Source organism: Nonomuraea sp. NPDC050663 (genome assembly GCF_044456985.1).
Taxonomy (GTDB): Bacteria; Actinomycetota; Actinomycetes; order Streptosporangiales; family Streptosporangiaceae; genus Nonomuraea.
Genome location: NZ_JBITGL010000002.1, coordinates 583,373 through 607,933, shown reverse-complemented (window position 1 = coordinate 607,933; position 24,561 = coordinate 583,373). Strand labels below are relative to the sequence as shown.

Below are 24,561 nucleotides of genomic sequence, written 5' to 3'. Positions count from 1 at the left end.
GTCGTGCTACCTCATCGCGACCAGGCGGCGGGCCTCCTTGATCATGCGGCTCGATCCCTTGCGCGCCGCGAGCTCCGCCAGCCCCGGCACCGCCGCGACCGCGTCAGGGTGCGCGCCCCGCACGCCCAGCGCGATCAGGTCGGCCAGTCCGGCGGCAGGGCGCTCCCCCTCGTCCGGGATCAGCCACGCCAGCGCCCCCGCCACCACCGGCCAGAGGTCGGCGCCCAGCCTGTCGAGCTCCTGCAGCACCGGGACGATCCTGCTGAGGGTGACCTTCTCGATCCACACCAGCCTGCCCAGCTGTTCGCCCAGTTCGGCGGCGGGCAGCACGCCGCGGGCGGCCAGGGCGAGCAGCACGTCGGCCACGGGACCCCGCTCCTCGGGGTCGTCGTGGCCGAGCTGCGCCAGCAGGACGACGGCGCACGCCGGCCCGAGCCCGCCGTCTGCGCCGGCCAGCCCGCGCAGCGCCACCGCCCCGGGCGAGGCCAGGCCGCCGTTGAAGAAGAAGTCGGGCATCAGATGCGCGGCCACCACCTCCGGGTGGGACGGCGCCACGCACGCCCACCACGCCGCGAACCTGCTGCGGCTGTAGCCGTGGCGCTGCGGCTCGTGGAACAGGCCGTCGATCAGGTCGAGTCCTGTCGGTGCCGCGGCCAGGTCGGCCCAGGGTGCGGGCGGGGTGAAGGTGGGGCGTCTCGGCGACGACGGGTCCGCGAGCTGCTCGCGCCCGTCGCTCATGTAGCGGACCGTGCTCGCGGCCCGCAGCCCGTCGCCCGCCATCCACGCGGCGACGACGCGGCCCGCCTCGCTCCCGAGCCCGGCCGCCCGCTCCGCGTCGGCGGGGTCGATGTGGAGCGGCAGGCGCAGCAGCGCCTGCTGCAGGTCGGCGGGCAGGGGCTCGGCGCCCGCCGCCTCCGTGGCCTCCAGGCGGGTGAGCAGCACGGCGGGGTCGACGTGACCGCTCGGCCGGGTGGGCGTGGCCAGCAGGACGGGCGGCAGGCCGGGCCTGGTGAGCCGCCTGCGCAGCTCGGCCACCCGGTGCATGATCAGCCGGTCGAGGCCGACGGCACTCGAGGGCATCGCGAACTCGGGCACGTGCCCGGTCGCCAGGTCGCGGCAGGCGGAGGTGATCCAGGCCAGCGGGGAGTCGCCGCCCAGGCGGCCGACGCGCCCCAGCTCGGCGCGGGCGGTCTCGTCGCCGGACCGGGCGACGGCGACGAGGGCGGCCATCAGGTGTTCGACGAGGAGCCACTCCAGGGCGGGGTCGATGTCGGCGCGGCGGGGAAGCAGCCACCACTCCTCGGGCATCGGGTTCAGGTCGCGGGGGTCGGTCAGGCGCTCGATCGTGGCCACGATCTCGCCGGGGGTGGTGAGGGGAGGCGGCATCGGGGGGAGGACGGCGGGCGAATGGAGCGGCGCGTCGCCGGGCGCCGTGACCGCCGGGGGCGATTCGTTCTCTTCGTCGCCGTCGATCCCGAGCTCGGTGATCGCCGCCGTGAACTCGCGTCTCAGGTCCGGCGGCAGCTCGTGCGCCGCGCTCGACACCGCCTCCACCAGGCCGTGCCTGCGCGCCAGCCGTACCGCGCGGTCCTGCAGCTCGTAGGCCGGGTGGGCGAAGGCGGTCATGAGCGCCGCGGCCGCCTCCTCGCGGTGCGACGGCGACAGGCGGGCCGAGCGGTCGAGCCATCCGAGCGCGGCCCTGGCCAGTTTCTTCTCCTGCCGGAACAACAATGCCTGCCACGCCTGGCCCAGGTCGGCGGCGCTCAGCCCGTCGTGGCCGCGCAGATGCTCCAGGGCCAGTTCGACGACCGGCCCCGGCGCGACGGGCAGCAGGCACAGGTAGTCGGGCAGGAACGCCTCGTTCGAGGCGGGCTGCAACGCGTGGTGCAGCCGGACGAAGAAGCGCAGCTCCAGGGCGGTGCCTCCGCGCAGGAACCGCGCGACGCACTCCCCCAGCAGCGCCTGACGGTCGAGCCGCCCCCGCTCCACCAGGCGGCACAGCCCGCCGAGCAGGCTCATGGAGTTGGCCGGGTCGTTCTCCCATTGCAGGATCTCGGCGACGCCCTGCGCGCGGAAGACGCGCGGCAGCAGCACGTCGAGCAGCGGATCGGCGTCGAGCACGGCGGCGACGTCGCGCTCCTGGGCACAGGCGGCGACCCATCCGGTCACGAAGCCGTCGCCGTCGGGCGGGTCGATGCCGGTGTCGCGGATGAGCACGGCGGCCAGCTCGTAGCTGGAGTCGCGGCCGCGCAGGCGGCCGGCCAGCTCCTGCGCGAGGGTGACCTGCCAGGCCGGGTCGCGCCTGCGTACCAGGGCGAGCAGGCGGCCGGAGTCGGCGACCCGCTCCCTCGCGCCGATCAGCCCGCGCCTGGTCAGCCACGAGGCGACGGAGCTGGCGCTCTCGATCGTGCCGGCGCCCGCCGCGCGCAGCGCCTCGGCGTGGTCACCCGCGCCGCGCCAGCTGTCGTGGAGCTGGCGCAGCTCCTTGAGCCTCCCGGGTAACTGCTTGGCGACCTCCCGCCGCTCGTCGGCGGTGAGGGTGGCGACCCTGGCCGCGACGGAGTCGGCGTCGTGCCGGTCGATGAGGTCGCGGATGTCGGTCCAGGCGCTCATGATGGGGCAGGATATCGGCCCGAGCCGACAGAAATCGCGTCAGTGAACGAGCCCGCCCGGCCCGATCAGTCGCCGTAGAAGACCCGTTCCACGACCTGGCGGGCTCGACGGGTGACGCGGCGGTAGTCGTCGAGGAAGTCCTCCGACCCGTCGGGCGGGTAGCCGAGCGTGCGGGCGATCAGGCGGCGCTCACGGCCGTCTGCGGGCACCATGTCGCCGGCCCTGCCCTTGACGAGCATGATCGCGTCGCGGATGCGGGAGGCGAAACGCCACGCCTCGGCCAGCACCGCCTCGTCGGCGGCGTCGAGCAGCCCCGCGGCGACGGCGGCGCGCAGGGTCTGCAGAGTTCTGGTGGTGCGCAGCCCTTCGTGCTCAGCCGCGTGCCGCAGCTGCAGGAGCTGGGCGACCCACTCCACGTCGGACAGCCCGCCGCGGCCCAGTTTGGTGTGAAGGGCGGGGTCGGCGCCGCGGGGCAGCCGCTCGGCCTCCATGCGGGCCTTGAGCCGCCTGATCTCGCGCACCGACGTCTCGGGCAGGCCGCCCTTCGGGTAGCGCAGCTCGTCGACCATCGCGACGAAGTGCGCGCCGAGGGCGGCGTCGCCCGCGCAGAAGCGGGCGCGCAGGAGCGCCTGCGACTCCCACGGCGACGACCAGCGCGCGTAGTAGGCCCGGTAGGAGGCCAAAGTGCGCACCAGGGGGCCCTGGCGCCCTTCGGGCCGCAGGTCGGGGTCGATGAGCAGGGGCGGGTCGGGCGCGGGCAGGGCCAGGAGGCGGCGCAGCTCGTTGGCGACCGCGAAGGCGGCCTCGCTCTCGTCGCCCTCGGCGTGCACGAACATCACGTCGGCGTCGCTGGCGTAGGAGCACTCCATCCCGCCGAGCCGGCCCATGGCGATCACGGCGAAGCGGGGCGGGCGGTGGCGTTCGAGGCAGACCTTGGCGATGGCGGCGTCGAGCGCGGCCTGGAGGGTGACGTCGTTGAGGTCGGAGAGGGTGACGCCGACCTGTTCGATGTCGAGTTCGCCGCCGAGGTCGGCCACGGCCGTACGGAACAGTTCGCGTCGGCGCAGCGAGCGGACGGCGGCCACCGCGCTCTCGGCCTCCTCGTGGCGGTTCACGGCGGCGGCGGCCTCGGCCGCCCACTCGGAGGGTCCGCGCCGCTCGGCGCCGGAGCCGAGCAGCGCGACCGCTTCGGGCGCGTGCAGGAGCAGGCCGGTGGCGTAGCGGCTGCTGCCGAGAACGTGCGCCATACGTTCGGCGACGGCGGTGTCGTCGCGCAGCAGCCGTAGGTACCAGGGGGTGGTGCCGAGCTTGTCGCTGACCTGGCGGAAGCCGAGCAGGCCGGCGTCGGGGTCAGGGGTGTCGGCGAACCAGCCGAGCATGACCGGCAGCAGGGTGCGCTGGATGGCGGCGCGCCTGGTCACGCCGGTGGCCAGGGCGGCGATGTGGCGCAGCGCGCCCTGCGGGTCCTCGTAGCCCAGCGCGCGCAGCCGGGCCGCCGCGGCGGTCGGCGACAGCCGGTCCTCCGATTCGGGCAGCCGGGCGACGGCCTGGAGCAGGGGGCGGTAGAACAGCTTCTCGTGCAGGCGGCGGGCCTCCCTGGCGTGCTGCCTCCAGCGCCGGGTGAACTCCCCCACCGGGTCGGTGTACTGCCCGAACGCGCGGCCCAGCCGCCGCAGGTCGGCCTCGCCCTCGGGCACGAGGTGCGTACGGCGCAGCCGGTGGAGCTGCAGCAGGTGCTCGATGCGGCGCAGGTAGGTGTAGGCCTCGGCCAGGGCCTTGGCGTCGTCCCTGCCGATGTAGCCGCCCCTGGACAGCGCGTTGAGCGCGGGCAGCGTGCCGCGACGGCGCAGCAACGGGTCCAGGCGCCCGTGCACGAGCTGGAGCAGCTGCACCGCGAACTCGATGTCGCGCAGCCCGCCGGGTCCGAGCTTGAGCTGCCGCTCGCCCTCGCGCTTGACGTGTTCCTCGACGCGGCGGCGCATCGCCTGCACGTCCTCGACGAAGTTCTCCCTGGTCGCCGCCGACCACACCAGCTCGCTCGTCTCCTCGACGTAGGCGGCGCCCAGCTCCAGGTCGCCGGCGACGGGCCGGGCCTTGAGGAGCGCCTGGAACTCCCAGGTCTTGGCCCAGCGCCGGTAGTAGGCCAGGTGGCTGGCGAGGGTGCGCACGAGAGGTCCCGCGTTGCCCTCGGGGCGAAGCCCGGCGTCGACCTCCCACAGCGCGCCCTCGGCGGTGACGGCCGAGCAGGCGCGCATCATCGCCTGCGCCAGGCGGGTGCCCTGGCGCAGCGCCTCGACCTCGTCGGCGCCCTCGACCGGCTCGGCGACGAAGATCACGTCGACGTCGCTGATGTAGTTGAGCTCCCTCGCGCCGCACTTGCCCATGCCCACGACCGCCAGCCGTACGGCGTCGGCGCCTGTCTCGGCGCGGCCGATCGCCAGCGAGGCCTCCAGCGCGGCCGCGGCGAGGTCGGACAGCTCGGCGGTGACCTCGGCGAAGGTGGCCTCGCCCGACAGGTCGCGGGCCGCCAGGGCCAGCAGGCGCCCGCGGTAGGCCACCCGGAGCCTGGCCAGGGCCTGCGGTTCCGTGGCTCGTCCGTCGCGGGCGCCGACCGCCTCCAGCAGCTCGTCCCTGGCGTTGCCGTGGGGGCGGGCGAGGCGGCCGAGGTCGTCCGGGTGCCGGACCAGGTGCTCGCCCAGGGCGGCGCTCACGCCCAGCACGCGCAGCAGGCGCCCGTCGATGTCCGCCGCCTCGGGCGCGCGCTCGGCGATCCTGGTCAGCGAGGTCAGGGCCAGGTCGGGGTCGGCGACCTCGGTCAGCGTCTCCATGACCGGGCCGGGCAGCCCGCCGATTTCGGCGAGCAGGCGTTCGGCCCGCGCTGCGTCGGCGAAGCCGAGCTTGGCCAACCGGGCGGCGGTGGACTCGATCCTGGGCACCCGTCCATTGTCTACGCCGAGTGATGAGATCCAGGAGAGCCCCCGAGTACCAGATCCACGGCGCGGGCGGCGAAGGCGTCGCCGAGGGGCTCCTGGCGCAGCAGCAGCCTGGTCCAGACGGCTCCGGCCAGGAGGTCGACCACGAGCATCGGGTCGGCTCCCGGTGGCAGCTCCCCGCGTTCGCGCGCCCGGTCGAAGATGGCCCGCTCGCGGTCGAAGCGGTCGGCGAAGAAGGCCTTGGCGGTCTCGGCGAGCTCGCCGTTGCCCGCGGCCCCGGCCATCGCGGCGACGACGGCGCGCACGCTCGGCAGCGTGAGCAGGCCGATCACGTGCTCGGTGAGGGCGATCAGGTCGCCGCGCAGGCTGCCGGTGTCGGACGGGTCGAGGGCGAGCAGCTCGCTGTGCAGCAGGGCGTCCCTGGCGAGGGCGGCCTTCGAGCTCCACCAGCGGTAGAGGGTCGTCTTGTTGACGCCGGACTCCTTGGCGACGCCCTCGACGGTGAGGCCGTCGTAGCCGTGTTCGGCCAGGAGACGGAGGGTCGTCTCGAAGATGCGCTCTTGTGCTCTGGGTGCCATGGTGGACAATAATACAACGCAACGTTGCGTTGCATTCTTCCGGAAGGGGATCTCATGTCACCCTGGGGTCTGCTGGTCGCCTGGGCCGTCCACGACGCCGAGGAGCTGGCGACGATGGCCGGATGGGTCGAGCGCGAACGGCCGCGGCTCGAGCGCATGTACCCATGGATCCGGTGGGATCTGCTGCAGGTCTCGCAGCGCCATGTGAACATCGCGATCGGGCTGATGGGGCTCTTCATGACCGCCGCGTGCGCCGCCGGGCCGCGCAGCCGCCTCTTCCAGGCCGCGCTGGCGGGGTTCGGGCTGCACGGGGTGATCCACCTGGCGCAGGGGTTGCTCACGCGGGGGTACACGCCGGGACTGTTCACCGCGCCGACCGTGGTCCTGCCGTACTCCGTCTGGGCCTGGCGCAGGCTCAAGGCCGAGGGCGTGCAGGTGCCGGGCGGCCGGTCGGCGATCTCGGGCGTGGCGCTCTTCCTGGTCGCGGTCGGCGGCGTGCACGGCGTCGCCAAGCTGCTCAGCGCGCCGCCCGCCGACCGCTGGTTCTAGCGTCGGACTCCGGCCGGCCGGCGGTTCCAGGCGTCAGACTCCGGCCCCTTCGCGGACCACGGCGGCGAAGCGCACCGCGACCGGCTGCCAGGCCGCTACGAGGGCGGGCTCGGCCGCCTTGACGGCCGCGTCGAGCTCCTGCTTGCCGGTGGCCGCCGTCCACGAGGAGAAGATCTCGGGGGTGGCCTCGGGGTGGAACTGCACCGCCCAGGCCGACGCGCCGATCCGGTAGGCCTGGTGGGGGTACTGCGCGCCGGTCATGAGCAGCACCGCGCCCTCGGGCAGCCGGGTCATGGCGTCCTGGTGGTACTGCACCGCGACGGCGGTGCCGAGGCCCCGCAGGAGCCGGTCGGCGTCGGCGGCGGGCAGGGCGGTGACCGGGCAGGCGCCGACCTCCAGGCCCGCCTCGCCGCGCTCGACGGTCCCGCCGAGGGCGAGGGTCATGAGCTGCGCGCCGAGGCAGATGCCGAGGGTGGGCACGCCGTCCTCGACAGAACGGCGCAGCAGGTCACGCGTGGCGGGCAGCCAGGGGTAGCCGGCGTCGTCCCAGGCGGAGGCCTCGCCGCCGAGCACGATCAGGCCGTCCGCGGCCCGCTCCGGCACGGGGTCGCCCAGGTAGGGGCGGACCACGTCGCAGGGGATGCCGAGCCAGGAGTCCAGATAGCCGAGGCCCGCGTCGGCCTCGTGCTCGATGACGGTGATGCGCATAGTGGCTCATAGGGTATGCGCATGGACATCGATTCGGTGAACGGCCTGCGCGTGGCCAGGTTCGGGACGGGCGAGCGCACGATCGTCGCCGTCCACGGCATCACCGCCTCGCTCATGGCCTGGCAGGCGGTGGCCAGGCGGTTGCCGGACGACTGGTCGCTGGTCGCGATGGATCTGCGCGGGCGAGGGCACAGCCGCGAGCTGCCCGGGCCGTACGGCTTGCCGCGGCACGCGCAGGACGTGCTGGCCGTCGCGGAGCGCTACCGCCCCGAGGTGCTGACCGGGCACTCGATGGGCGCCTTCGTCGCCGTGCTGGCGGCGGCGGAGCGCGCGTTCGGCAGGGTCGTCCTGGTCGACGGCGGGCTGCCGATGCCGCCGCTTCCTCCGGAGGCCGACGTCGACGCGGTGATGGAGGAGACACTCGGCCCGGCCATCGCCCGCCTGGGGCTGACCTTCCCCGACGAGGACGCCTACGTCGGCTTCTTCAAGCGGCACCCCGCCTTCGCGGGCGGCTGGAACCAGGACGCCGAGGACTACGTGACCTACGACCTGGTCGGCCCCGAGGGCGCCCTGCGCTCGCGCGCGGTCGAGGAGGCGGTACGGCAGGACGGCCGCTGGCTGCGCACCCAGGGCGAGGCGCTCGCCGGGGCGCTGGAGAGCGTCTCCGCGCCGATCACGCTGCTGCGCGCTCCGCGGGGGCTGCTGGACCAGCCGGCGCCCTTCGTGCCCGATGCGCTCGTCGCGCCGTGGGCCTCGCGGGTGACCGACGAGATCGTGGACGACTGCAACCACTACACGATCCTGCTCGACCCCCGCTGCGCCGCGCTGGTCGCCGACCGGCTGACAGCATGAAGGGCGGCCCCCGCCCGGGGGCCGCCCTTCATGCTGTCTAGCGGGGAACGATCCAAACGGCCTTGGCGGCGGCCACCAGGGAGCCGTCGACCTCGTAGATGGCGCTCTGGCCGAAGAGCTTGCGCCCCTCGCGGCCGGTGGCCTTGCCGACGACCGAGTAGCTGCCGCCGGGGCTGACCGGGCGGTGCATCTGCAGGGTCAGGCGTCCTAGCAGCGCCGACTCGCCCGGCGCGAAGTGCGCCCAGCCGGTGACGCAGTCGAGGACCGCGCCGATGATCGAGTTGGGCACGACGCCGTTCTCGACGACGGAGTGCGGCACCCGCCAGCCGGCGGCGACCACGTCGGCGCCCTCCACCGGGCCGGGGAAGATGCGCAGGCCGTCGCCCGGCTCGCGCAGGCCGCAGACGAAGCACTCGGGGAAGGCGTGGCCCTGCAGCCCGGCGAAGCCGGCCTCGGCGCGGGCGGCGTCGATGAGCGGCACGAACGCCGGGGCCTCCAGGTCCTCGGCGACCGGGATGGCCTCGACCAGCAGCTCCTCGCCGTGCGAGAGCGAGGCGGTGTTGGCGACCTGCGACAGGCACAGGGAGGTCTCCAGCGGGGTGGGCGCGTGGAGGGTGACCTCGACGGTGGAGTGCTCGCCCAGATGCGCGTCGGCCACCGTCCCCGCGATCCAGCCGCCGTTGGCGATCCCGGCAGGGCCGCGGAACCGCTCGGGCACCGTGAGCGAGGTCTGAAGGGCAGCCGTCGTCATGCCACACCACTCCTGAAGGGGGTCAAGTCCGGAAATATCGGTTTTGAGCGGACCGATTTTACCGGATCCCTGGTTCGTCCAGCCAAACAGGGGGTGATTGCCAAGCCGTTATGCCTGGGTAACGCCACTGTGCACACGAGACTTCCGGGCCGCCGAGTGATTTGTGACACACGGCGGCCCGGACTGTTCCTAGTAGGTCGTCGTCACGGTGACCCCGGAGAAGGCCGCCGTGCCGTACAGGCTGATGTAGCGGTATCCGGCCGCCGGGTTGGTGATCGTCAGGGTGTGGTTGTTGCCCGCGCCCGTGGCGCGCTGGGTGTAGGAGCCCGTCGTCGCCCAGGAGGCGGCGTTGTAGTACAGGTCGGCGTCACCGGTGCCGCCGGAGACGGTGACGGTCAGGCTCGAGACGCCCGACGGGATCAGGATGTAGAAGTAGGCGTAGTTGCCCTGGGAGTGGGCGACGTTGCTGCGCTTGCAGTTCTTGCCCAGGGTGCGCGTGTCGGAGCCCGGGCACTCCGGCGTGCTGGTCACGGTGACGCTCCTGGTCGTCGTCGCGCTCGCGCCGTCGTCATCGGTGACGGTGAGCCTGACCGTGTAGGTGCCCGCGCCGCCGTACGTCTTGGACGGGTTGGCGGTGGTCGCGGTGGTGCCGTCGCCGAAGTCCCACCGGCGCGAGGCGATGGTGCCGTCGGCGTCGGTCGAGGTGTCGGCCAGCGCCACGGTGAGGCCGTTGACCGCCGCGGTGAAGCTCGCGACGGGCGCCTGGTTGGTGCCGCCACCGCCGCCGAGGGTGCCCAGCCACGCGGCGAAGTCGGCGTCGTAGTTGCGCGACTTGAGCAGGGTGCGGGCGGCGTTCCAGTTGCCGGAGCGGTAGTGGCCGAGCACGGCGTCCATGTCACTGCGCCGCTTCTCGATCATGTAGCGGCTGGCCAGGTAGCCCCAGCGGTAGACGCGGGTGGTGTCGTGGTCGTAGGTGGTGTCGAAGAGCGTCGACAGGGCGTAGGTCTTCTTGGCCGCCTCGGTGAGCGCGGCGTCGTAGACGACGTGGCGGTAGCCGTACGAGACGTACTCCGCGAAGCCCTCGATCCACCAGATGGTCGGCGTGCTCACCCCGGCGCCGAAGTCGCCGTACATGTTGAAGCGGCCGTCGAGGTAGTGGGTGTACTCGTGGTTGAGGTTCCAGATCTGGAAGTCGGGGCGCAGCCACTCGGCCTCGTAGGCGATGAAGCGGGCCTGGTTGCCGGCCGCGCCCGGGTCGCCCTCCAGGTACATGCCGCCGTTGTTGGTGTCGATGCCGAAGATCGCCCCGGCGTAGGTCTGGTAGTCGGTGCTGGAGTCGAAGACGTTGACCTCCAGCGCCGTGTTGTTGTCGCCGCTGACCGGGCCGCTGTCGCGGGCGATGCCGTGGAAGTAGGAGTCCTGCCCGGCCAGGCTGGAGCAGGTGGCGGACAGTTCGGAGGAGCTCATCTGCTGGGCGCGGATCTTCAGGGTGGCGCCGCAGGTGTGGGTGATGGGCAGCGCGGCGGCGGTCAGGCGGCCGGCCAGATCGCACAGACCGTAGTAGGCGCAGTCGTCGTAGTAGGCGGCCATCTCGGCGACGCCGACCCACAGCGGCGCGGTCGGCCCGGTGATCTGGGTGCGCTGCAGCAGGTCGGTCAGCATCGGGCGGACCGTCGGGCGCAGGGCCGCGTGCTGGACGAAGCGGGCGAGCTCGCGTCCGGCGTTCGAGGGCAGGAAGCTGCTGTCGGTGCCGAGCAGGTTCAGGTGGCGGATGGCGAAGTCGCGCAGCGTGGTCAGCACCGCGGTGTCGCTCTGGACGGCGGCGACGAAGCCGGTCGTCTGGTGGCCGCGGAACAGCACGGTGAAGACGTTGTTGACGGCGTTGCGCATGTACCAGCCGTGGCTGCCGGTGTAGCCGTTGAGGAGACGCTTGACGACGCCGAGGTAGCGGGCGTTCTCCTGGGCGCTGTCGATCAGGGTGACGGCCTCGCCGAGGACCTCGCCGTTGGCCTCGGTCACGCGCGCCGCGCCCGAGCTGTTGTGGAAGGCGTCCAGGCCCGCCTGGATGGCGGTCTTGAGCGTCTGGCCGTAGGAACCGACGTCCGACGGGTGATACCACTGCACGAAGTAGCCGGCGCGCAGGTACATCACCAGCTGGAGGGTCTGGGTGCTGTTGTCACCCGGGTAGGACTGGCCGTTGTCCCGCAGGGCCCAAGCCACGGTGGCCATCTGGGATTCCTTGAAGGCCTGGTTGGCCTGGGTGCCGGTGAGCGAGAACAGCGTGTTCACGCAGGCGCTGTCGGCGGCCTTGATCGCCGCGACGAGGGCGGAGCCGGTGTTGCCGGTGAAGTTCGCGACGTCGCAGGCGGCGGCCGCCGTCGAGCGCGATCGGGGTCCGGCGTCGTTCTGGTCGTCATACTCGCGGCGCAGCTCCTGCTTGCTGTCGGCGGACAGCGGCGGGCGGTCCTCCGGCTTGAGCTGCTTGTGGGCGTGGTCGTGGTCGTGGTCGTGCGCGGTGGCGGCGGGCCTGGGCGGCGGTTCCTGGGCCGCGGCCGTCGCCGCCTGGGCCGGTACGGCTAAGCCGAACAGGGTGAGGAGGGTGACTAGCACGATTCGCATGGGAACACTCCCGGGGGGCTATGGAATGTGATGTGTAAAATTTCACATAGCTTCACCAGGAGGCAAGGCCCAATTTTCCGCGAAATGTCAGGCGGTCAGAATGCCGGTCAGGGCCTTCCGCGACTGCTGCAGCTCGGCGATCTGCCGCTCCATCGACTCCAGATGATCCTGAAGCAGGCCCGACACGCACGCGTTGATGCGCGGACCCGCCGGACCCTCACCCTCCACACACGGCAGGAGCTCCCGGATCGTCCTCGTCGGCACCTTCGCATCGAGCAACGCCCGGATGTGCGCCACCGTCGCCGGCGCGTCGGCGCCGTAATGCCGGTGACCGCCCTCGGTCCTGACGGACGCGAGCAGACCCTGCTCCTCGTAGTAGCGCAGCAGGCGCGGACTCACCCCGGTGCGCTGGGACAACTCCCCGATCTTCACCGTGTGACGCTCCTCACATCCCCTTGAATCTCACATCAGTGAGAAGTCCTAGCTTCTCACCCATGACAACTCACGAGATCGACCAGACCTTCCTCCTCGGCGGCGACCTGCGCGTCAACCGCATCGGCTACGGCACCATGCGGCTCAGCGACGACCCCAGGACCCGCCCCGCCGACCAGGCCCACATCTGGCGCACCCCCGCCGACCGCGCCGCCGCCGTCACCCTCCTGCGCCGCGCCGTCGAACTCGGCGTCACCCTCATCGACACCGCCGACTCCTACGCCCTCGGCGGCACCGAGGAACTCCTCGCCGAAGCCCTGCACCCCTTCACCGGCGTCGCCGTCGCCACCAAGGTCGGCGTCGTACGGCCCAGCCCTACCGAATGGGTGCCGCTCGGGCGCCCCGAATACCTTCGCCAGCAGACCGAACTCAGCCTCCGGCGCCTGCGCGTCGACCGCATCGACCTCCTGCAGCTGCACCGCATCGACCCCACGGTGCCGCTCGCCGACCAGATCGGCGCCCTCCACCGGCTCCGCGAAGAGGGCAAGGTGCGGCACATCGGCCTCTCCGAGGTCACCGTCGCGGAGCTGACGGCCGCCGCCGCCATCACACCCATCGCCGCCGTGCAGAACCTGTACAACCTCGCCGCCCGCGGCCACGACGACGTCGTCGACCACGCGGCGCGCGAGGGAATCGCGTTCCTGCCGTTCTTCCCCATCGCCATGGGCGACCACGCGGGGGCGGGGTCGCCGGTGGCGGAGGTGGCGGCGGAGGTGGGTGCCACAGCGGCGCAGACGGCGCTGGCGTGGTTGTTGCATCGGTCGCCTACGATCATCCCGATTCCGGGGACGACGTCTGTGGGGCATCTGGAGGAGAACGTGGGAGCGCTGGGGGTAAGGCTCAGCGCGGAACAGGTTGCGAGGATTCGGTGAGCGCGTGGAGCCGCAGCGATCTTCAGCGCGCTCTGCCCAGCGAACGCGTTTTCATCGCATATCTGCCATGACGGGATTTAGTAGTGCATAAATCCGACCGTCTGCGGGCGGCACCGCCGCTCCACTAATCTGCGCTGAATGGTCACCAATAACGCCGCCGGATTCTGGAGCTACACACACCGAGACAACGAGGCAGAGGGTGGACGCCTCCAGCGCCTCGCCCTGCGAGTTCGAGAGGAGTTCGATCTCCTCACCGGGGAGGAACTCAACATATTCGTTGACCGGGAAGGCATAGCGTGGGGCGACCAGTGGCGGCAGCGGATCGATCAAGCACTGCAATCCACCACCTTCTTCATCCCCGTCATCACCCCTAGATATCTCCAGAGCTCGGAATGCCGCAGAGAGCTCCTGCACTTCGTCGGCAAGGCCGAGAGCCTGGGCCTGAAGGAACTCTTCCTGCCCATCGTTTACGCGCCCATCAAACAACTCGACGACAAGTCGGACAGCGACGACGAGATCGTCAATCTCCTCCGCCGCACCCTGTATTCCGACTGGCGCAAGCTCCGCCTGCTGGACGAGAACTCGGCAGCCTACCGGGAGGCGATCAATACCTTGGCGACCCGCCTCGTCGACATCGCCCACGAATTGGAGGAGAACCCCCCAGAACTTCCCACCGCGGAAGAACTCGCCAACGCACATCCCGCGGATACCCCGGGGATCGTCGACGTCATGGCCGACGCGGAGGGCGCCATGCCGGCGTGGGCGCAGTCGATGGAGGACCTCATCAAGTTGATGACCGAACTCAAGGAAGTCGTGGAGCCGGTGGCCGCACGGCTCCAGGAGAGTGACCGGGAGGGAAAAGGTTTCGCTGGTCGGCTTCTCCTCCTGAGAGATCTCGCAGGAGAGATGGATCCCCTGGCTGATCGCCTGATGTTCACGGCGAACCGCTACGCCGACCAGGTGGTGACGATCAACCCGGCGGTGCTCGCCGCCATTCGCGAGCTCGAGGAGGAGTCGGCCACCTCAACCTCCACTCCGGAGGAGCGGGCCGCATTCGTCGCGATCCTGAACGAGTTCGCCAACGCCATGGGACCGGTCGTCGGTGCGCTGGATGAGCTGGTCCAGCATCTCGATCAGAGCAAGGGGCTCAGCCGAGACCTGGCCAAGCCCGTGAACAAGATGACCCGCGCTGTGAGTTTCCTGCGCGACAGCCATTCACTCATGGAGCAGTGGACGACCTCCCCGAGCATCGGCAGAGCACCCGACTCCGTGCTTGCCTGATCTGCGGGGTCATGGCGTGGGCAGAAGGGTCACAGGACGGGCAGGTAGCGCCCCAGCTCGTACTCGGTGACCTGGCGCCGGTACTCCGACCACTCGCTGCGCTTGTTGCGCAGGAAGAAGTCGAACACGTGCTCCCCCAGCGTCTCCGCCACCAGTTCGCTCTGTTCCATGATGCCGATCGCCTCGTCGAGCGACTGCGGCAGCGGCCGGATGCCGAGGGCGCGGCGCTCGGAGCTGGTCAGTGCCCACACGTTGTCCTCGGCCGCGGCGGGCATCTCGTAGCCCTCCTCGATGCCCTTCAGGCCCGCCGCCAGGATGACCGCGAAGGCGAGGTAGGGGTTGCACGCGGAGTCGAGCGAGCGGAACTCGATGCGTGTCGAGCCGCCCTTGTGCGGCTTGTACATGGGCACGCGCACGAGGGCCGAGCGGTTGTTGTGTCCCCAGCAGACGTACGAGGGCGCCTCGCCGCCCATGCCCGCGATGGCCTCGGCGCCGCCCCACAGGCGCTTGTAGGAGTTGACCCACTGGTTGGTGATCGCGGTGATCTCGGCGGCGTGCTTGAGGAGTCCGGCGATGAAGGAGCGGCCGATCTTGGAGAGCTGGTATTCGGCGCCCGGCTCGTGGAAGGCGTTGCGGTCGCCCTCGAAGAGCGACATGTGGGTGTGCATGCCGGAGCCGGGGTGCTCGGTGAAGGGCTTGGGCATGAAGGAGGCCCAGATGCCCTGCTCCAGCGCGACCTCCTTCATGACCAGGCGGAAGGTCATGATGTTGTCGGCGGTGGTGAGGGCGTCGGCGTAGCGCAGGTCGATCTCCTGCTGGCCGGGGGCGCCCTCGTGGTGGCTGAACTCGACGGAGATGCCCATCGACTCAAGCATCATGATCGCCTGGCGGCGGAAGTCGTGGCCGGCGCTGTGCGGGGTGTGGTCGAAGTAGCCGCCCGCGTCGATCGGCTCGGGCTTGATGCCGGGCGCGGGGCGCTGCTTGAGCAGGAAGAACTCGATCTCGGGGTGGGTGTAGAAGGTGAAGCCCATGTCGGCGGCCTTGGCCAGGGCGCGCTTGAGGACCCAGCGGGGGTCGGCGTGCGAGGGCGAGCCGTCGGGCATGAGGATGTCGCAGAAGATGCGGGCCGCGCCGGGGATCTCGCTGCGCCAGGGCAGGATCTGGAAGGTGGCCGGGTCGGGCTTGGCCAGCATGTCGGACTCGTAGACGCGGGCGAAGCCCTCGATGGCCGAGCCGTCGAAGCCGATGCCCTCGGCGAAGGCGCCTTCCAGTTCCGCGGGGGCGATGGCGACGGACTTGAGGAAGCCGAGCACGTCCGTGAACCACAGCCGGATGAACCGGATGTCACGCTCTTCCAGCGTGCGCAGCACGAACTCCTGCTGACGGTCCACGGGTTCCCCTTGCGAAATAGACGGCGGTGTCTCCATACCAGCATGCCGTGTCCGTGTTTCGCACACGTTACGAGGGGGTTCTGTGAAAGACCCGGCGAAGCCGCTGACGACGCGCCTCGCTGACAAACCTCGCCCAGTGCCCCTAATGTGATCCAAGCAGAGTCTCGGGGGAGGCAAAATGCCTATTGACCTGCGCGATCACAAGCTCGATCGTGCGTTTGGTCATCTCGACGTGAGCGGCACGGGCGAGATCGATCGCGAGGATGTGCTGGGCCTGGGCGCCCGGCTCCTCGTGGGTTTCGGCGAGTCTCCCACCTCGCTGATCGGGCGCAGGCTCGTCGACGGTTTCGACGGGATCTGGACGGCCCTGGCGCGGTCGCTGGAGCGTGACAACGACGCCCGGCTGTCGCCCGAGGATTTCCGCAAGGGCATGACGGCCGCCTTCGTCGAGGGCGCCGACTACGACGCGGTGTTCCGCCCGGCGGTCGAGGCGGTGGCGGAGCTGTGCGACCAGAACCGCGACGGCACGATCGGCATGCGGGAGTTCCGCCTGATGCTGGCCGCGTTCGGCACCGCCTACGACGACGTGGACGAGGCGTTCGACCGGCTCGACCGTGATCACGACGGCACCTTGACGGTCTCCGAGCTGGTGCTGGCGGTCAGGGAGTACTACACGGGCGACGACCCCCACGCCCCGGGCAACTGGCTTTTCGGACCCCTGTGAGGGTCCCCGTGAGGGTCCTGTCGCGGACCCCCGTGAAGGTCAGCGTGGAAGAGTCGAGGTCGTTGTGAGGTCGGTCCTGAAATCCCTGTCCAGTCTCATCCCGCGTAGCCGCGTCCCGGCGAGGATCGCGGCGCAGGATCTGTTGCCGCTGGTGGAGCGGGTTCCCGCGATGGCGGCGCCGTGCCGGATGCACCCTGCGGTGTACGCGATCGAGGCGGCCGTCATCGACTGGGCCCGCCGTACGGGCCTGCGCGCCGATCCCGGGGTGGGCTTCCATCGCATGGCGGGCCGGGCGTTCGCCGAGTTCGACGCTGCGGCGGCGGCGCTGTTCGCGCAGTGGCTGACGTGGCTGTTCCATCTCGACGACGAGCTGGACGAGGGTCCGTGCCCGCTGGACATCTTCCACGGGCTGCTCAACGGTTCGGCGGAGCATCCGCTGGAGTCGTCGTTCGCGGATCTGTGGCGGGTGACGAGTGGCAGGATGAGCGATCACTGGCGTTCGCGGTTCGCCGGCCACCTGAAGATCCAGTACGACGCGTGCCGTACGGAGGCGGAGAACCGGCTGACCGGCCGCACCCCGACGCTCACGGAGTATCCGGCGCTGCGGAGGGGCACGGTCGGGCCGTACCTGTTCGACCTGGTGGAGCCGTGCCTGCGGGTGGAGGTCCCGGCCTGGCTGCACAGCAGCGAGCCGTGGCAGGACCTGGTCGAGGCGTGCAGCGACGTGACGGCGTGGTGCAACGACGTGGCGAGCAAGCCGAAGGAGCACGGCGACCCGCACAACCTGGTGGTCTTGGCGACCAGGGAGTACGGCCTGGACGAGCAGGCGGCCACCGCCTGGGTGCTGGACCGGATCGCCGAGCGTTGCTACGACATGCACGTGGCGGCCAAGACGCTGCCGCTCGGCGACGTCGACCCGAAGACCGCCCGCGACGTCAGCAAGGTGGCCTGCGCCTTCCTGGCGGCTCCGCGCGCGCACCTCGACTGGCTGCTCGAATCAACCAGGTACGCCTGACAGGGCGTTGCCCATGGAGGTGCGGCGGTAGAGCACGCGCTTGCCGTCGCGGATGCCGACCGTCAGCCCGCTGCCGGTCAGGACGGCCAGGTGCTGGCTGACGGCGCCGGGGGTGAGCTCGACGCGGCGGGCCAGCGAGGAGGTGGTCGCGGGCTCGCCGAGCGCGAGGAGGATCTGCGCCCGGCTGCGTCCGATGAGCGAGGCGAGCGCGTCGGGGGCGGGCGGCGGGCCCTGCTCCCACAGGGTGCCCACGCCCTGCACGGGGTAGATGACGGTCGCCTGGTAGGGCATCGACATGACGGCGACGGCGGGCCAGTAGAAGGCGCTGGGCACCAGGAGCACGCCCTCGCCGCCGAGGGCCTCGCGGTTGCAGTGGGGCCGGTCGATGAGCAGCCGCTCCCCCGTCCACACCACGGCGGGGTCGAGCGAGCCGAACAGCTCCTGCGCGCCGCCTTCGGCGAGCTGGCGTGAGCGGCGCAGGACGTCGCGTTCGAGCAGGGAGTAGATGCGCGGCCAGTATTCGGCGAAGCAGCCCTGCCAGTAGGTCTCCAGGGTGTCGGCGACGCGTTGCACTCCCGCGACGGGGTCGGCCCTGAAGCGCTCCAGCCCTGGCAGCTTCTCGATCTCGGCGATCGCCTGCTCGGGCGGCGTGCGCCGTACTCTGGCCAGTTCCTCGCGGAAGTCGGGCAGCGGCGTGTCGGGCGGCGGGGTGATGAAGTCGGCGATGTAGCCCTCGCGCGGCACCAGCTCGACGAGCTCCGACAGGTCGGGCAGGCGGGTGCGCACGGCCTTGATCCACGGCAGGTGGATCGACTGGCGCGCCGGGTCCTGGAGGGTGCGCACGCTGGCGACGAGTTCCCACAGCGGGGAGAAGGCGAAGCGGATGCGCGCCACGTCCTCCGCGGTCAGCACCCATTCGATGGCCATACCTTTTAATCTAGGCTAAATCGATCGCAGCGGCGACGGGCGTTTCCGCATGATGCGGGCATGAGTGCGACGACTTTCATGCAAGCAAAAGTGGGCGGGCTGCCGAAACCCTTCTGGGCGCTGTGGGGCGGCACCCTGGTCAACCGCCTGGGCACGGTGGTCTCGCCGTTCATCGGCGTGTACCTGACGCAGGGCCGCGGCATGTCCGTGGCGGCCGCGGGCCTGGTGATGGGCGTGTACGGCGCGGGCGCGCTGCTGTCGCAGCTGGTGGCCGGGGTGCTGACCGATCGGATCGGCCGCCGTGCCACGTTGACCGGGGGCATGCTCGCCACCGCCGTGACGATGGTCGCCCTTGGCTACAGCACGACGTTGCCCGCCTTGCTGACCGCGATGTTCCTGCTGGGCCTGGTGATCGACGCCTACCGGCCGGCGTCGAACGCGATGGTGGCCGACCTGATCTCGCCGCACGACCGGCCCAGGGCGTACGGCCTGCTGTTCTGGGCGATCAACCTGGGCTACGCGGTGGGTATGACGGCCGGGGGGCGCCTGGCCGAGATGGGGTTCAGCTGGCTGTTCTGGATCAACGCCGCGACCAGCCTGGTCTTCGCGGTGCTGGTGTGGCGGGCCGTCCCCGAGACCCGGCCGGAGTCGGCGGCCAAGGGCACGGGCTTCGCGGTCGTGCTGAAGGACCGGCTGATGGTCGCCTTCACGCTGGTGGTGCTCGGCAACGCCCTCGTCTACATGCAGACGGTCACGATGCTCCCGGTGGCGATGACGGAGGCCGGGCTGACGACCGGGCAGTTCGGCCTGGCCATGGCACTGAACGGCGTGCTCATCGTGGTCGTCCAGCCGCTGGTCTCCGACCTGATCGCGCGGCTCGACTGGGCCAGGACGATGGCGCTGGGCATCGCGGTGATGTCGGTCGGCTTCGGCCTGACGGCGTTCGTCACCTCGACGATGGGCCTGGCGCTGACGATCGTGGTGTGGACCGTCGGCGAGATCGCGACCGCGGGCATCGCCGGCACGGTGGTCGCCGCGCTGGCCCCCTCCCACCTGCGGGGCAGCTACTCCGGACTGTTCGGTTTCGCCTGGGCGCTGGCCGCGGTCCTGGCGCCGCTGATCGGCGGCGCGCTCCTGGAGATCAGCCCGATGGCCCTGTGGTTCACCGTGGCCGCGGTGGGCCTGGTCTCGGCCGCCGCCCTGCTCACGCTCGGCCCGGCGATCCGCAAGCGGGCCGCGTTGAACGAGTTTTGATCGGTTGTTGGCAAATGTCCGCTAAGTTCCCCATCAATCATGGGACGAACACAGTGGGCTCGCAGCGTGGCGATCGGCATCGCCACGCTCGCCGTCGTGCTCGAACTGGGCGACATCTGGATCACCGCCCAGCTGCCCCCCTCTCCCTACACCCCGCTGCCCCTGCAGCCCGAGGACATGGCGGGCACCGCCTTCCCGATCTTCGGCGCGATCCTGGTCTACCACCGCCCGCGCCTGGTGATCGGATGGCTGCTGTCCCTGGGCGGGCTGGCGGCGGCGGTCAACATCGTCTCGGCCAACGCCGCCTGGCTGGCCGGCTCGCACCCGGCACGCTGGCCGATCGTGGCCCTGTCGTGGCAGCTGTTCATGTTCCTGTGCGGGCTGCTGCTGCCCCTGCTCTACCCGAACGGCAGGCTGCCGTCGCCGCGCTGGCGCTGGCTGATCATCGCCGCGCCGGTGTTGTCGGCGGCGTACTGGTTCGGCACGCCCGAGTGGCGCCCCCTGCTCGACCAGGCCTACCGGCCGGTACTGGCGGTGGCCTTCCTGTCGCTGGTGCTGCGCTTCCGCAAGTCCGACGAGGCCGAGCGCAGGCAGATCCTCTGGCTTCTGGTCGCCCTGCCGTTCGTCATCGTGCCGTGGATCATCGGCGATCCGGTGTGGTGGGTCTCGACGCTGACCATCCCGCTCATCCCCGCGGCGATCGCGGTGGCGATCCTGCGCTACCGCCTGTTCGGCATCGACACCCTGATCAGCCGGGCGCTGATCGGCATCGCCCTGGCGATCGTGATCGTGGGCGTGTACTTCGCCGGCGTCGCCGCCTCCAGCGTCCTGCTGTCGGGCGTCGACCAGGTCGCCGGCCTGGGCGCCGCGCTGCTGGCCGGGGTGTTCTTCCAGCCGATGCGCAAGCTCGTGCAGCGCGGCGTCGACCGCATGCTGTACGGCAGCACGGGCGACCCTGCCGCGCTCGCCGAGGAGATCAAGCGCCGCCTCCAGCAGGCCGAGCCCGCCGACGGCCTGCTCGCCACGCTGGAGGTGCTGCGCGAGGGCCTGGCGGTGACCGGCGCCGCCGTACGCCTGGACGGCGCCACCACGACCAGCGGCGATCTCACCCACGCCGCCAGGGAGGTGCCGCTGACCTGGCACGGCGAGCCGGTTGGAACGCTCCTCATCGGGCCGCCCGGCAAGCGGCGTTTCCCTGCCGCGCACGACGAGCGGGTGCTGGCCACGCTCACCCCGTATCTGGCCGACGCGGCGCATGCCGTACGGCTGACCACGGCCCTGCAACGTTCGCGCGAGCGCATCCTGACCGCGCGCGAGGAGGAACGCCGCCGCCTGCGCCGCGACCTGCACGACGGCCTGGGCCAGTCGCTGACCGGCATGGCGATGTCGATCAACCTGGCCAGGATGACCATGCGCGACTCCCCCGACACCGCCGAGGAGCTGCTGGGCCGCCTGCGCACCGGCATGGCCGAGGTCAGCGACGACATCAGAACCCTGGTGTACGGCCTGCGCCCGCCCGCGCTCGACGAGCTCGGCCTGGCCGGAGCTGCCGAGCAGCTCCTGGACGCGCCCGTGCGCACCGAGGGCGAGCTGGCGGGCCTGCCCGCCGCGACCGAGGTCGCGGCCTACCGCATCCTGCAGGAGGCGATCACCAACGCGCGCAAGCACGCGGCCGCGCGGACGATCGAGGTGAGCCTGGTGCGCGAACAGGACCGCCTGCGGGTGAGCGTCAGCGACGACGGATGTGGGCTGCCCCTACGGCCACAGGCCGGCGTGGGACTAGGCTCCATGCGCGAGCGTGCCGCCGAACTCGGCGGCACCTGCACGGTACGGCCCGCAGAAGGGGGCGGAACGGTTGTCCACGCCGACCTACCACTCTGAGAAGCTCCTGAGCTTCCACACGCTCGGCCCCTTCCAGGTGCGCCTGCGTGACGAGACGCTCGATCTGGGCGGGCTGCGCCAGATGGCGGTGCTGGCGCGGCTGCTGGTGGCGCGCGGGCGTGCCGTACCCGTGGGCATGCTGATCGACGAGTTGTGGCCGGGCAGCCCGCCCGCGCAGGCCCTGTCGACCATCCAGGGCTACGTGTCGCGGCTGCGGCGCTCGCTGGAGCCCGAGCGCGCCCCGCGCGAGGAGGCCGCGGTGCTGGTGTCGGCGCCGCCCGGCTACGCCATCAGGGTGCCCGCCGACCAGGTCGACTCCTGGCGGCTGGAGAGCCTGGTGGTCCGTACGGCAGGCGGCCCGGAGGCCGTGTGGACGGCGATGGAGCAGGCGTTGTCGCTGTGGCGCGGCCCGGCGCTGGCGGAGTTCGCCGACCTGCCGTGGGCGGCCAGCGAGGCGGCCAGGCTCGAGGAGCTGCGGCTGATGGCGGTCGAGCGGCGCGCCGACGCCGGCATCCAGCTGGGCAAGGCGGGCTCCCTGGTCCCTGACCTGGAGTCGCACGCCTCGGCGCACCCGCTGCGCGAGGAGGCCTGGCGGCTGCTGGCGCTGGCGCTGTATCGCACGGGACGCCAGGGCGACGCGCTCGGCGCGTTGCGGCGTGCCCGCCACGCCTGGCGCGAGGAGCTCGGCCTCGACCTGTCGGCCGCGCTGCAGCAGCTCGAAGGCGACATGCTGGCCCAGCGGCTCGACGTGCCGCCCGCGCCGGCCGCCCCGACGGCCGCGGGGCTGCGGGTGCTCGTCGCCGACGACCAGGCGCTGGTCCGCACCGGGATGCGGGTGGTGCTGGAGTCGGAGCCCGGCCTGGAGTTCGCCGGCGAGGCGTCCGACGGCGAGCAGGCCATCGCCGCGGTCCGCGCGCACCGGCCCGACCTGGTGCTGCTCGACATCCAGATGCCGAACGTCGACGGGCTCACCGCGGCGCGGCGCATCCTGTCGCAGCCGGACCCGCCGAAGGTCGTCATGATGACCACGTTCGGCACCGACGACAACCTCTACTCGGCGCTGCGGGCCGGGGTCAGCGGGTTCATCCTCAAGACCTCGCCGCCCGAGCAGCTCATCGCGGCCATGCGCGCCGCCGCCGCGGGCGACGCCCTGATCGACCCGGCGGTCACGACGCGGCTGATCGCCTCCTTCGCCGGGCGCAGCGACCCCACCGCTCCCCCGGCGCTGGCCGGATTCGGCGACGAGGAGCTCGACCTGGTCAGGCTGGTGGCGCGCGGGCTCACCAACGCGCAGATCGCCGCCACCCTGCACCTCGACGAGCCCGACGTGGGCACGGCGATCGCCGGGCTGCTGGGGCGGCTCGGGCTGATCGAGCGGGCCCAGCTGGTCGTGCTGGCCTACGAGTCGGGCCTGGTGAAGCCCTCGTCGTGACCACACGTTCTCGCGCGGGTCTCGCGCTGCGGCTCCTCGACGGCCGGGCGCTGCGCGACATCACCTGGTGCGGGCCGGCGCCCACGGCTGCCGTGCTGCTGACGGCCCTGTCGACGGTGCTGGCCGTCTGGGGGCTGGTCTACGGCTACCTGCTGCCGGAGGGCTGGCAACCGTCGCGGAGCAACGAGGGTGCGCCCGTCGTCCCTGACTTCGCGGCGGCGCTGGCCTTCCCCGCCATCGGCGCCTTCATCCTGGCCCAGCGGCCCACCTACCGGCTGGCCTGGCTGGCGGTGGCGGGCGGCCTGGGCTGCGCGGTGAAGATCTCCATGACCACGGCGATGCTGGCCGCCGCGGCCTCGGGCGACATGGAGCTCGCGGCGGCGCTGCGCTGGCCCGCGCACATCGGCTGGGTGGTCGGCGGGGTGCTGCTGGCCGGGCTGCTGCCGCTCTACCTGCCCGACGGGAAGCTGCCCTCGCGGCGGTGGCGGTGGGTGGTGCCCTTCGCGATCCTGCTGATGGTGGTCGAGATCGTGCGCAACCTGGTGCGCCCGAACCCGCCGGACATGTCGCGATATCCCTGGCCGGAGGTGATCCCCAACCCGTACTCCTTCCACCTGTTCGGCCTCAGCGAGCCGATCCGCATGTTCTACGTGGTCTCCATGCAGGGCCTGCTGGTCCTGGCGCTGATCGCCTTCGTGGTGCGCGCCAGGCGCGGAGACGCGCTGGTCAGGCGGCAGATCGCCTGGCCCGCGGCCGGCTACGTGCTCTACGTCGCCGGGATCCTCGCGGGCCCCTCGTTCTGGCTGCCCGCCCAGCTCGGGGTGATCTTCACGGCGACGTCGATCGCCTTCTCCGTGCTCAAGCACCGCCTTTTCGACATCGACGTCCTGGTCGGCCGGGCCGTGGTCGGCGGCGGGATCTTCGCCGCCGTCGCCGCCGTCTACCTGGGCGTCTCCGCGCTGGCCGGCCTGCTCGTCTCGGAGTACGACTCGCTCGCCGGGCTCGCGGCGGCGATGATCGCGGGCATCTTCTTCCAGCCCCTGCGCCGCCGCCTGCGGAGCCTGGTCGACCAGGCCATGTACGGCACGCACGGCGATCCGCGCCGCCTGGCCGGGCGCCTGGCCGCCGAGGTGGGCGCGGCCGATCCGATGCGGGCGCTCGGAGCGGTCGCCGAGGTGACGATGGACGGGCTGGGCACCGCCGGTCTGGCGATCCGGGTGCGCGACGGGCGCAGCGTCGAGGTGGGGCGCGAGGGACCGTGGTCGCGGGAGGTGCCGCTCGTCTGGCACGGCGAGCCGGTGGGCACGCTCCTGGTCGGGCCGCCCGGGGCACGCCACTTCCCCGCCGACTACGTGGAGCGCCTGATCGCCGCCGCCGTGCCGTACGCGGCCGACGTGGCGCACGCCGTACGCGTCTCGACCGACCTGCAGCGTTCGCGCGAGCACATCCTGGCCACCCGCGAGGAGGAGCGGCGGCGGCTGCGCGGCGACCTGCACGACGGCCTGGCCCCCGCGCTCGCCAGGATGGCCGGGACGGTCGACGTCGCCGTGGCGGGACTGCGCGGCGCGCCCGCCGACACCGAGCGGCTCCTGACCGATCTGCACGCGGGCATGGACCAGGTCGCGCGCGAGGTGAGGGAGCTGGTCCACGGACTGCACCCTACTTATCGTCACTCTGACGAGAGGTGAT

At 71.7% G+C, this 24,561-nt stretch carries 19 protein-coding genes; 10 read left to right on the top strand and 9 right to left on the bottom strand.

Annotated features, from left to right (window positions below; genetic code table 11):
• Positions 1-6 precede the first annotated feature (6 nt).
• The 3 genes from ACIBH1_RS07540 to ACIBH1_RS07530 form a co-directional block, all read right to left on the bottom strand.
• Positions 7-2,613, bottom strand: a complete 2,607-nt coding sequence (locus tag ACIBH1_RS07540) for a DUF6493 family protein (RefSeq protein ID WP_397312759.1) — start codon at positions 2,611-2,613, stop codon at positions 7-9.
• A 65-nt stretch (positions 2,614-2,678) separates the two neighbouring features.
• The gene (locus ACIBH1_RS07535; RefSeq protein ID WP_397312758.1) at positions 2,679-5,549 is read right to left on the bottom strand and encodes a bifunctional [glutamine synthetase] adenylyltransferase/[glutamine synthetase]-adenylyl-L-tyrosine phosphorylase; all 2,871 of its coding nucleotides are present in this window, start codon (positions 5,547-5,549) and stop codon (positions 2,679-2,681) included.
• Between the two features lie 11 nt (positions 5,550-5,560).
• Positions 5,561-6,124 carry a TetR/AcrR family transcriptional regulator gene (locus tag ACIBH1_RS07530; RefSeq protein ID WP_397312757.1) on the bottom strand — a complete coding sequence of 188 codons (564 nt, stop codon included), beginning with the start codon at positions 6,122-6,124 and terminating at the stop codon, positions 5,561-5,563.
• 54 nt (positions 6,125-6,178) lie between these two features.
• Here ACIBH1_RS07530 and ACIBH1_RS07525 point away from each other — a divergent pair, with 54 nt between their 5' ends.
• Positions 6,179-6,673, top strand: coding sequence for an HXXEE domain-containing protein (locus ACIBH1_RS07525; RefSeq protein ID WP_397312756.1), 495 nt, complete (start codon positions 6,179-6,181; stop codon positions 6,671-6,673).
• A gap of 33 nt (positions 6,674-6,706) precedes the next feature.
• Here the strand turns inward: ACIBH1_RS07525 and ACIBH1_RS07520 are convergent, their stop codons facing one another.
• Entirely contained in the window at positions 6,707-7,381 is a 675-nt protein-coding gene (locus ACIBH1_RS07520) for a type 1 glutamine amidotransferase (RefSeq protein ID WP_397312755.1), read from the bottom strand.
• Between the two features lie 21 nt (positions 7,382-7,402).
• On the opposite strand from ACIBH1_RS07520, the gene ACIBH1_RS07515 reads away from it, so the two are divergent.
• The gene (locus ACIBH1_RS07515; RefSeq protein ID WP_397312754.1) at positions 7,403-8,233 is read left to right on the top strand and encodes an alpha/beta hydrolase; all 831 of its coding nucleotides are present in this window, start codon (positions 7,403-7,405) and stop codon (positions 8,231-8,233) included.
• Between the two features lie 37 nt (positions 8,234-8,270).
• On the opposite strand, the gene ACIBH1_RS07510 is transcribed toward ACIBH1_RS07515, so the two are convergent.
• The 3 genes from ACIBH1_RS07510 to ACIBH1_RS07500 all read right to left on the bottom strand — a co-directional run bounded on the left by ACIBH1_RS07510 (position 8,271) and on the right by ACIBH1_RS07500 (position 12,035).
• Positions 8,271-8,984, bottom strand: coding sequence for a PaaI family thioesterase (locus tag ACIBH1_RS07510; protein WP_397312753.1), 714 nt, complete (start codon positions 8,982-8,984; stop codon positions 8,271-8,273).
• A 189-nt stretch (positions 8,985-9,173) separates the two neighbouring features.
• Entirely contained in the window at positions 9,174-11,603 is a 2,430-nt protein-coding gene (locus ACIBH1_RS07505; RefSeq protein WP_397312752.1) for a collagenase, read from the bottom strand.
• Positions 11,604-11,690: 87 nt separating this feature from the next.
• A complete protein-coding gene (locus ACIBH1_RS07500; RefSeq protein WP_397312751.1) occupies positions 11,691-12,035 on the bottom strand; it encodes a MerR family transcriptional regulator in 345 nt (114 codons plus the stop codon).
• A gap of 62 nt (positions 12,036-12,097) precedes the next feature.
• Here ACIBH1_RS07500 and ACIBH1_RS07495 point away from each other — a divergent pair, with 62 nt between their 5' ends.
• Complete coding sequence (locus tag ACIBH1_RS07495) at positions 12,098-12,967, top strand: aldo/keto reductase (protein WP_397312750.1); 870 nt, start codon at positions 12,098-12,100, stop codon at positions 12,965-12,967.
• Positions 12,968-13,105: 138 nt separating this feature from the next.
• Positions 13,106-14,248: a TIR domain-containing protein gene (locus ACIBH1_RS07490; protein ID WP_397312749.1), complete on the top strand. Its 1,143-nt coding sequence runs from the start codon at positions 13,106-13,108 to the stop codon at positions 14,246-14,248.
• Positions 14,249-14,277: 29 nt separating this feature from the next.
• On the opposite strand, the gene ACIBH1_RS07485 is transcribed toward ACIBH1_RS07490, so the two are convergent.
• Positions 14,278-15,639 carry a glutamine synthetase family protein gene (locus ACIBH1_RS07485; protein WP_397312748.1) on the bottom strand — a complete coding sequence of 454 codons (1,362 nt, stop codon included), beginning with the start codon at positions 15,637-15,639 and terminating at the stop codon, positions 14,278-14,280.
• A 178-nt stretch (positions 15,640-15,817) separates the two neighbouring features.
• Here ACIBH1_RS07485 and ACIBH1_RS07480 point away from each other — a divergent pair, with 178 nt between their 5' ends.
• Both ACIBH1_RS07480 and ACIBH1_RS07475 read left to right on the top strand, forming a co-directional pair.
• The gene (locus ACIBH1_RS07480) at positions 15,818-16,363 is read left to right on the top strand and encodes an EF-hand domain-containing protein (protein WP_397312747.1); all 546 of its coding nucleotides are present in this window, start codon (positions 15,818-15,820) and stop codon (positions 16,361-16,363) included.
• A 151-nt stretch (positions 16,364-16,514) separates the two neighbouring features.
• Positions 16,515-17,378, top strand: a complete 864-nt coding sequence (locus tag ACIBH1_RS07475; RefSeq protein WP_397312746.1) for a terpene synthase family protein — start codon at positions 16,515-16,517, stop codon at positions 17,376-17,378.
• Here ACIBH1_RS07475 and ACIBH1_RS07470 read toward each other — a convergent pair.
• Positions 17,361-18,305, bottom strand: coding sequence for a DUF5937 family protein (locus tag ACIBH1_RS07470; protein WP_397312745.1), 945 nt, complete (start codon positions 18,303-18,305; stop codon positions 17,361-17,363). The two genes, ACIBH1_RS07475 and ACIBH1_RS07470, sit on opposite strands and share 18 nt — an antisense overlap.
• 60 nt (positions 18,306-18,365) lie before the next feature.
• On the opposite strand from ACIBH1_RS07470, the gene ACIBH1_RS07465 reads away from it, so the two are divergent.
• From ACIBH1_RS07465 to ACIBH1_RS07450, 4 genes are all read left to right on the top strand, one after another.
• Complete coding sequence (locus tag ACIBH1_RS07465) at positions 18,366-19,559, top strand: MDR family MFS transporter (RefSeq protein WP_397312744.1); 1,194 nt, start codon at positions 18,366-18,368, stop codon at positions 19,557-19,559.
• A 66-nt stretch (positions 19,560-19,625) separates the two neighbouring features.
• Entirely contained in the window at positions 19,626-21,440 is a 1,815-nt protein-coding gene (locus ACIBH1_RS07460; protein ID WP_397312743.1) for a histidine kinase, read from the top strand.
• Positions 21,415-22,872, top strand: coding sequence for a BTAD domain-containing putative transcriptional regulator (locus ACIBH1_RS07455; RefSeq protein WP_397312742.1), 1,458 nt, complete (start codon positions 21,415-21,417; stop codon positions 22,870-22,872). Before ACIBH1_RS07460 ends, ACIBH1_RS07455 begins: the two co-directional genes overlap by 26 nt.
• Positions 22,869-24,560 carry a histidine kinase gene (locus ACIBH1_RS07450; RefSeq protein WP_397312741.1) on the top strand — a complete coding sequence of 564 codons (1,692 nt, stop codon included), beginning with the start codon at positions 22,869-22,871 and terminating at the stop codon, positions 24,558-24,560. The genes ACIBH1_RS07455 and ACIBH1_RS07450 overlap by 4 nt, the downstream gene beginning before the upstream one ends.
• Position 24,561 lies beyond the last annotated feature (1 nt).

Coding starts and splice junctions, on each gene's coding strand:
- ACIBH1_RS07540 (WP_397312759.1), bottom strand. CDS start 2,613: ATGAGCGCCTGGACCGACATCCGCGACCTCATCGACCGGCACGACGCC.
- ACIBH1_RS07530 (WP_397312757.1), bottom strand. CDS start 6,124: ATGGCACCCAGAGCACAAGAGCGCATCTTCGAGACGACCCTCCGTCTC.
- ACIBH1_RS07525 (WP_397312756.1), top strand. CDS start 6,179: ATGTCACCCTGGGGTCTGCTGGTCGCCTGGGCCGTCCACGACGCCGAG.
- ACIBH1_RS07520 (WP_397312755.1), bottom strand. CDS start 7,381: ATGCGCATCACCGTCATCGAGCACGAGGCCGACGCGGGCCTCGGCTAT.
- ACIBH1_RS07515 (WP_397312754.1), top strand. CDS start 7,403: ATGGACATCGATTCGGTGAACGGCCTGCGCGTGGCCAGGTTCGGGACG.
- ACIBH1_RS07510 (WP_397312753.1), bottom strand. CDS start 8,984: ATGACGACGGCTGCCCTTCAGACCTCGCTCACGGTGCCCGAGCGGTTC.
- ACIBH1_RS07505 (WP_397312752.1), bottom strand. CDS start 11,603: ATGCGAATCGTGCTAGTCACCCTCCTCACCCTGTTCGGCTTAGCCGTA.
- ACIBH1_RS07495 (WP_397312750.1), top strand. CDS start 12,098: ATGACAACTCACGAGATCGACCAGACCTTCCTCCTCGGCGGCGACCTG.
- ACIBH1_RS07490 (WP_397312749.1), top strand. CDS start 13,106: ATGGTCACCAATAACGCCGCCGGATTCTGGAGCTACACACACCGAGAC.
- ACIBH1_RS07480 (WP_397312747.1), top strand. CDS start 15,818: ATGCCTATTGACCTGCGCGATCACAAGCTCGATCGTGCGTTTGGTCAT.
- ACIBH1_RS07470 (WP_397312745.1), bottom strand. CDS start 18,305: ATGGCCATCGAATGGGTGCTGACCGCGGAGGACGTGGCGCGCATCCGC.
- ACIBH1_RS07465 (WP_397312744.1), top strand. CDS start 18,366: ATGAGTGCGACGACTTTCATGCAAGCAAAAGTGGGCGGGCTGCCGAAA.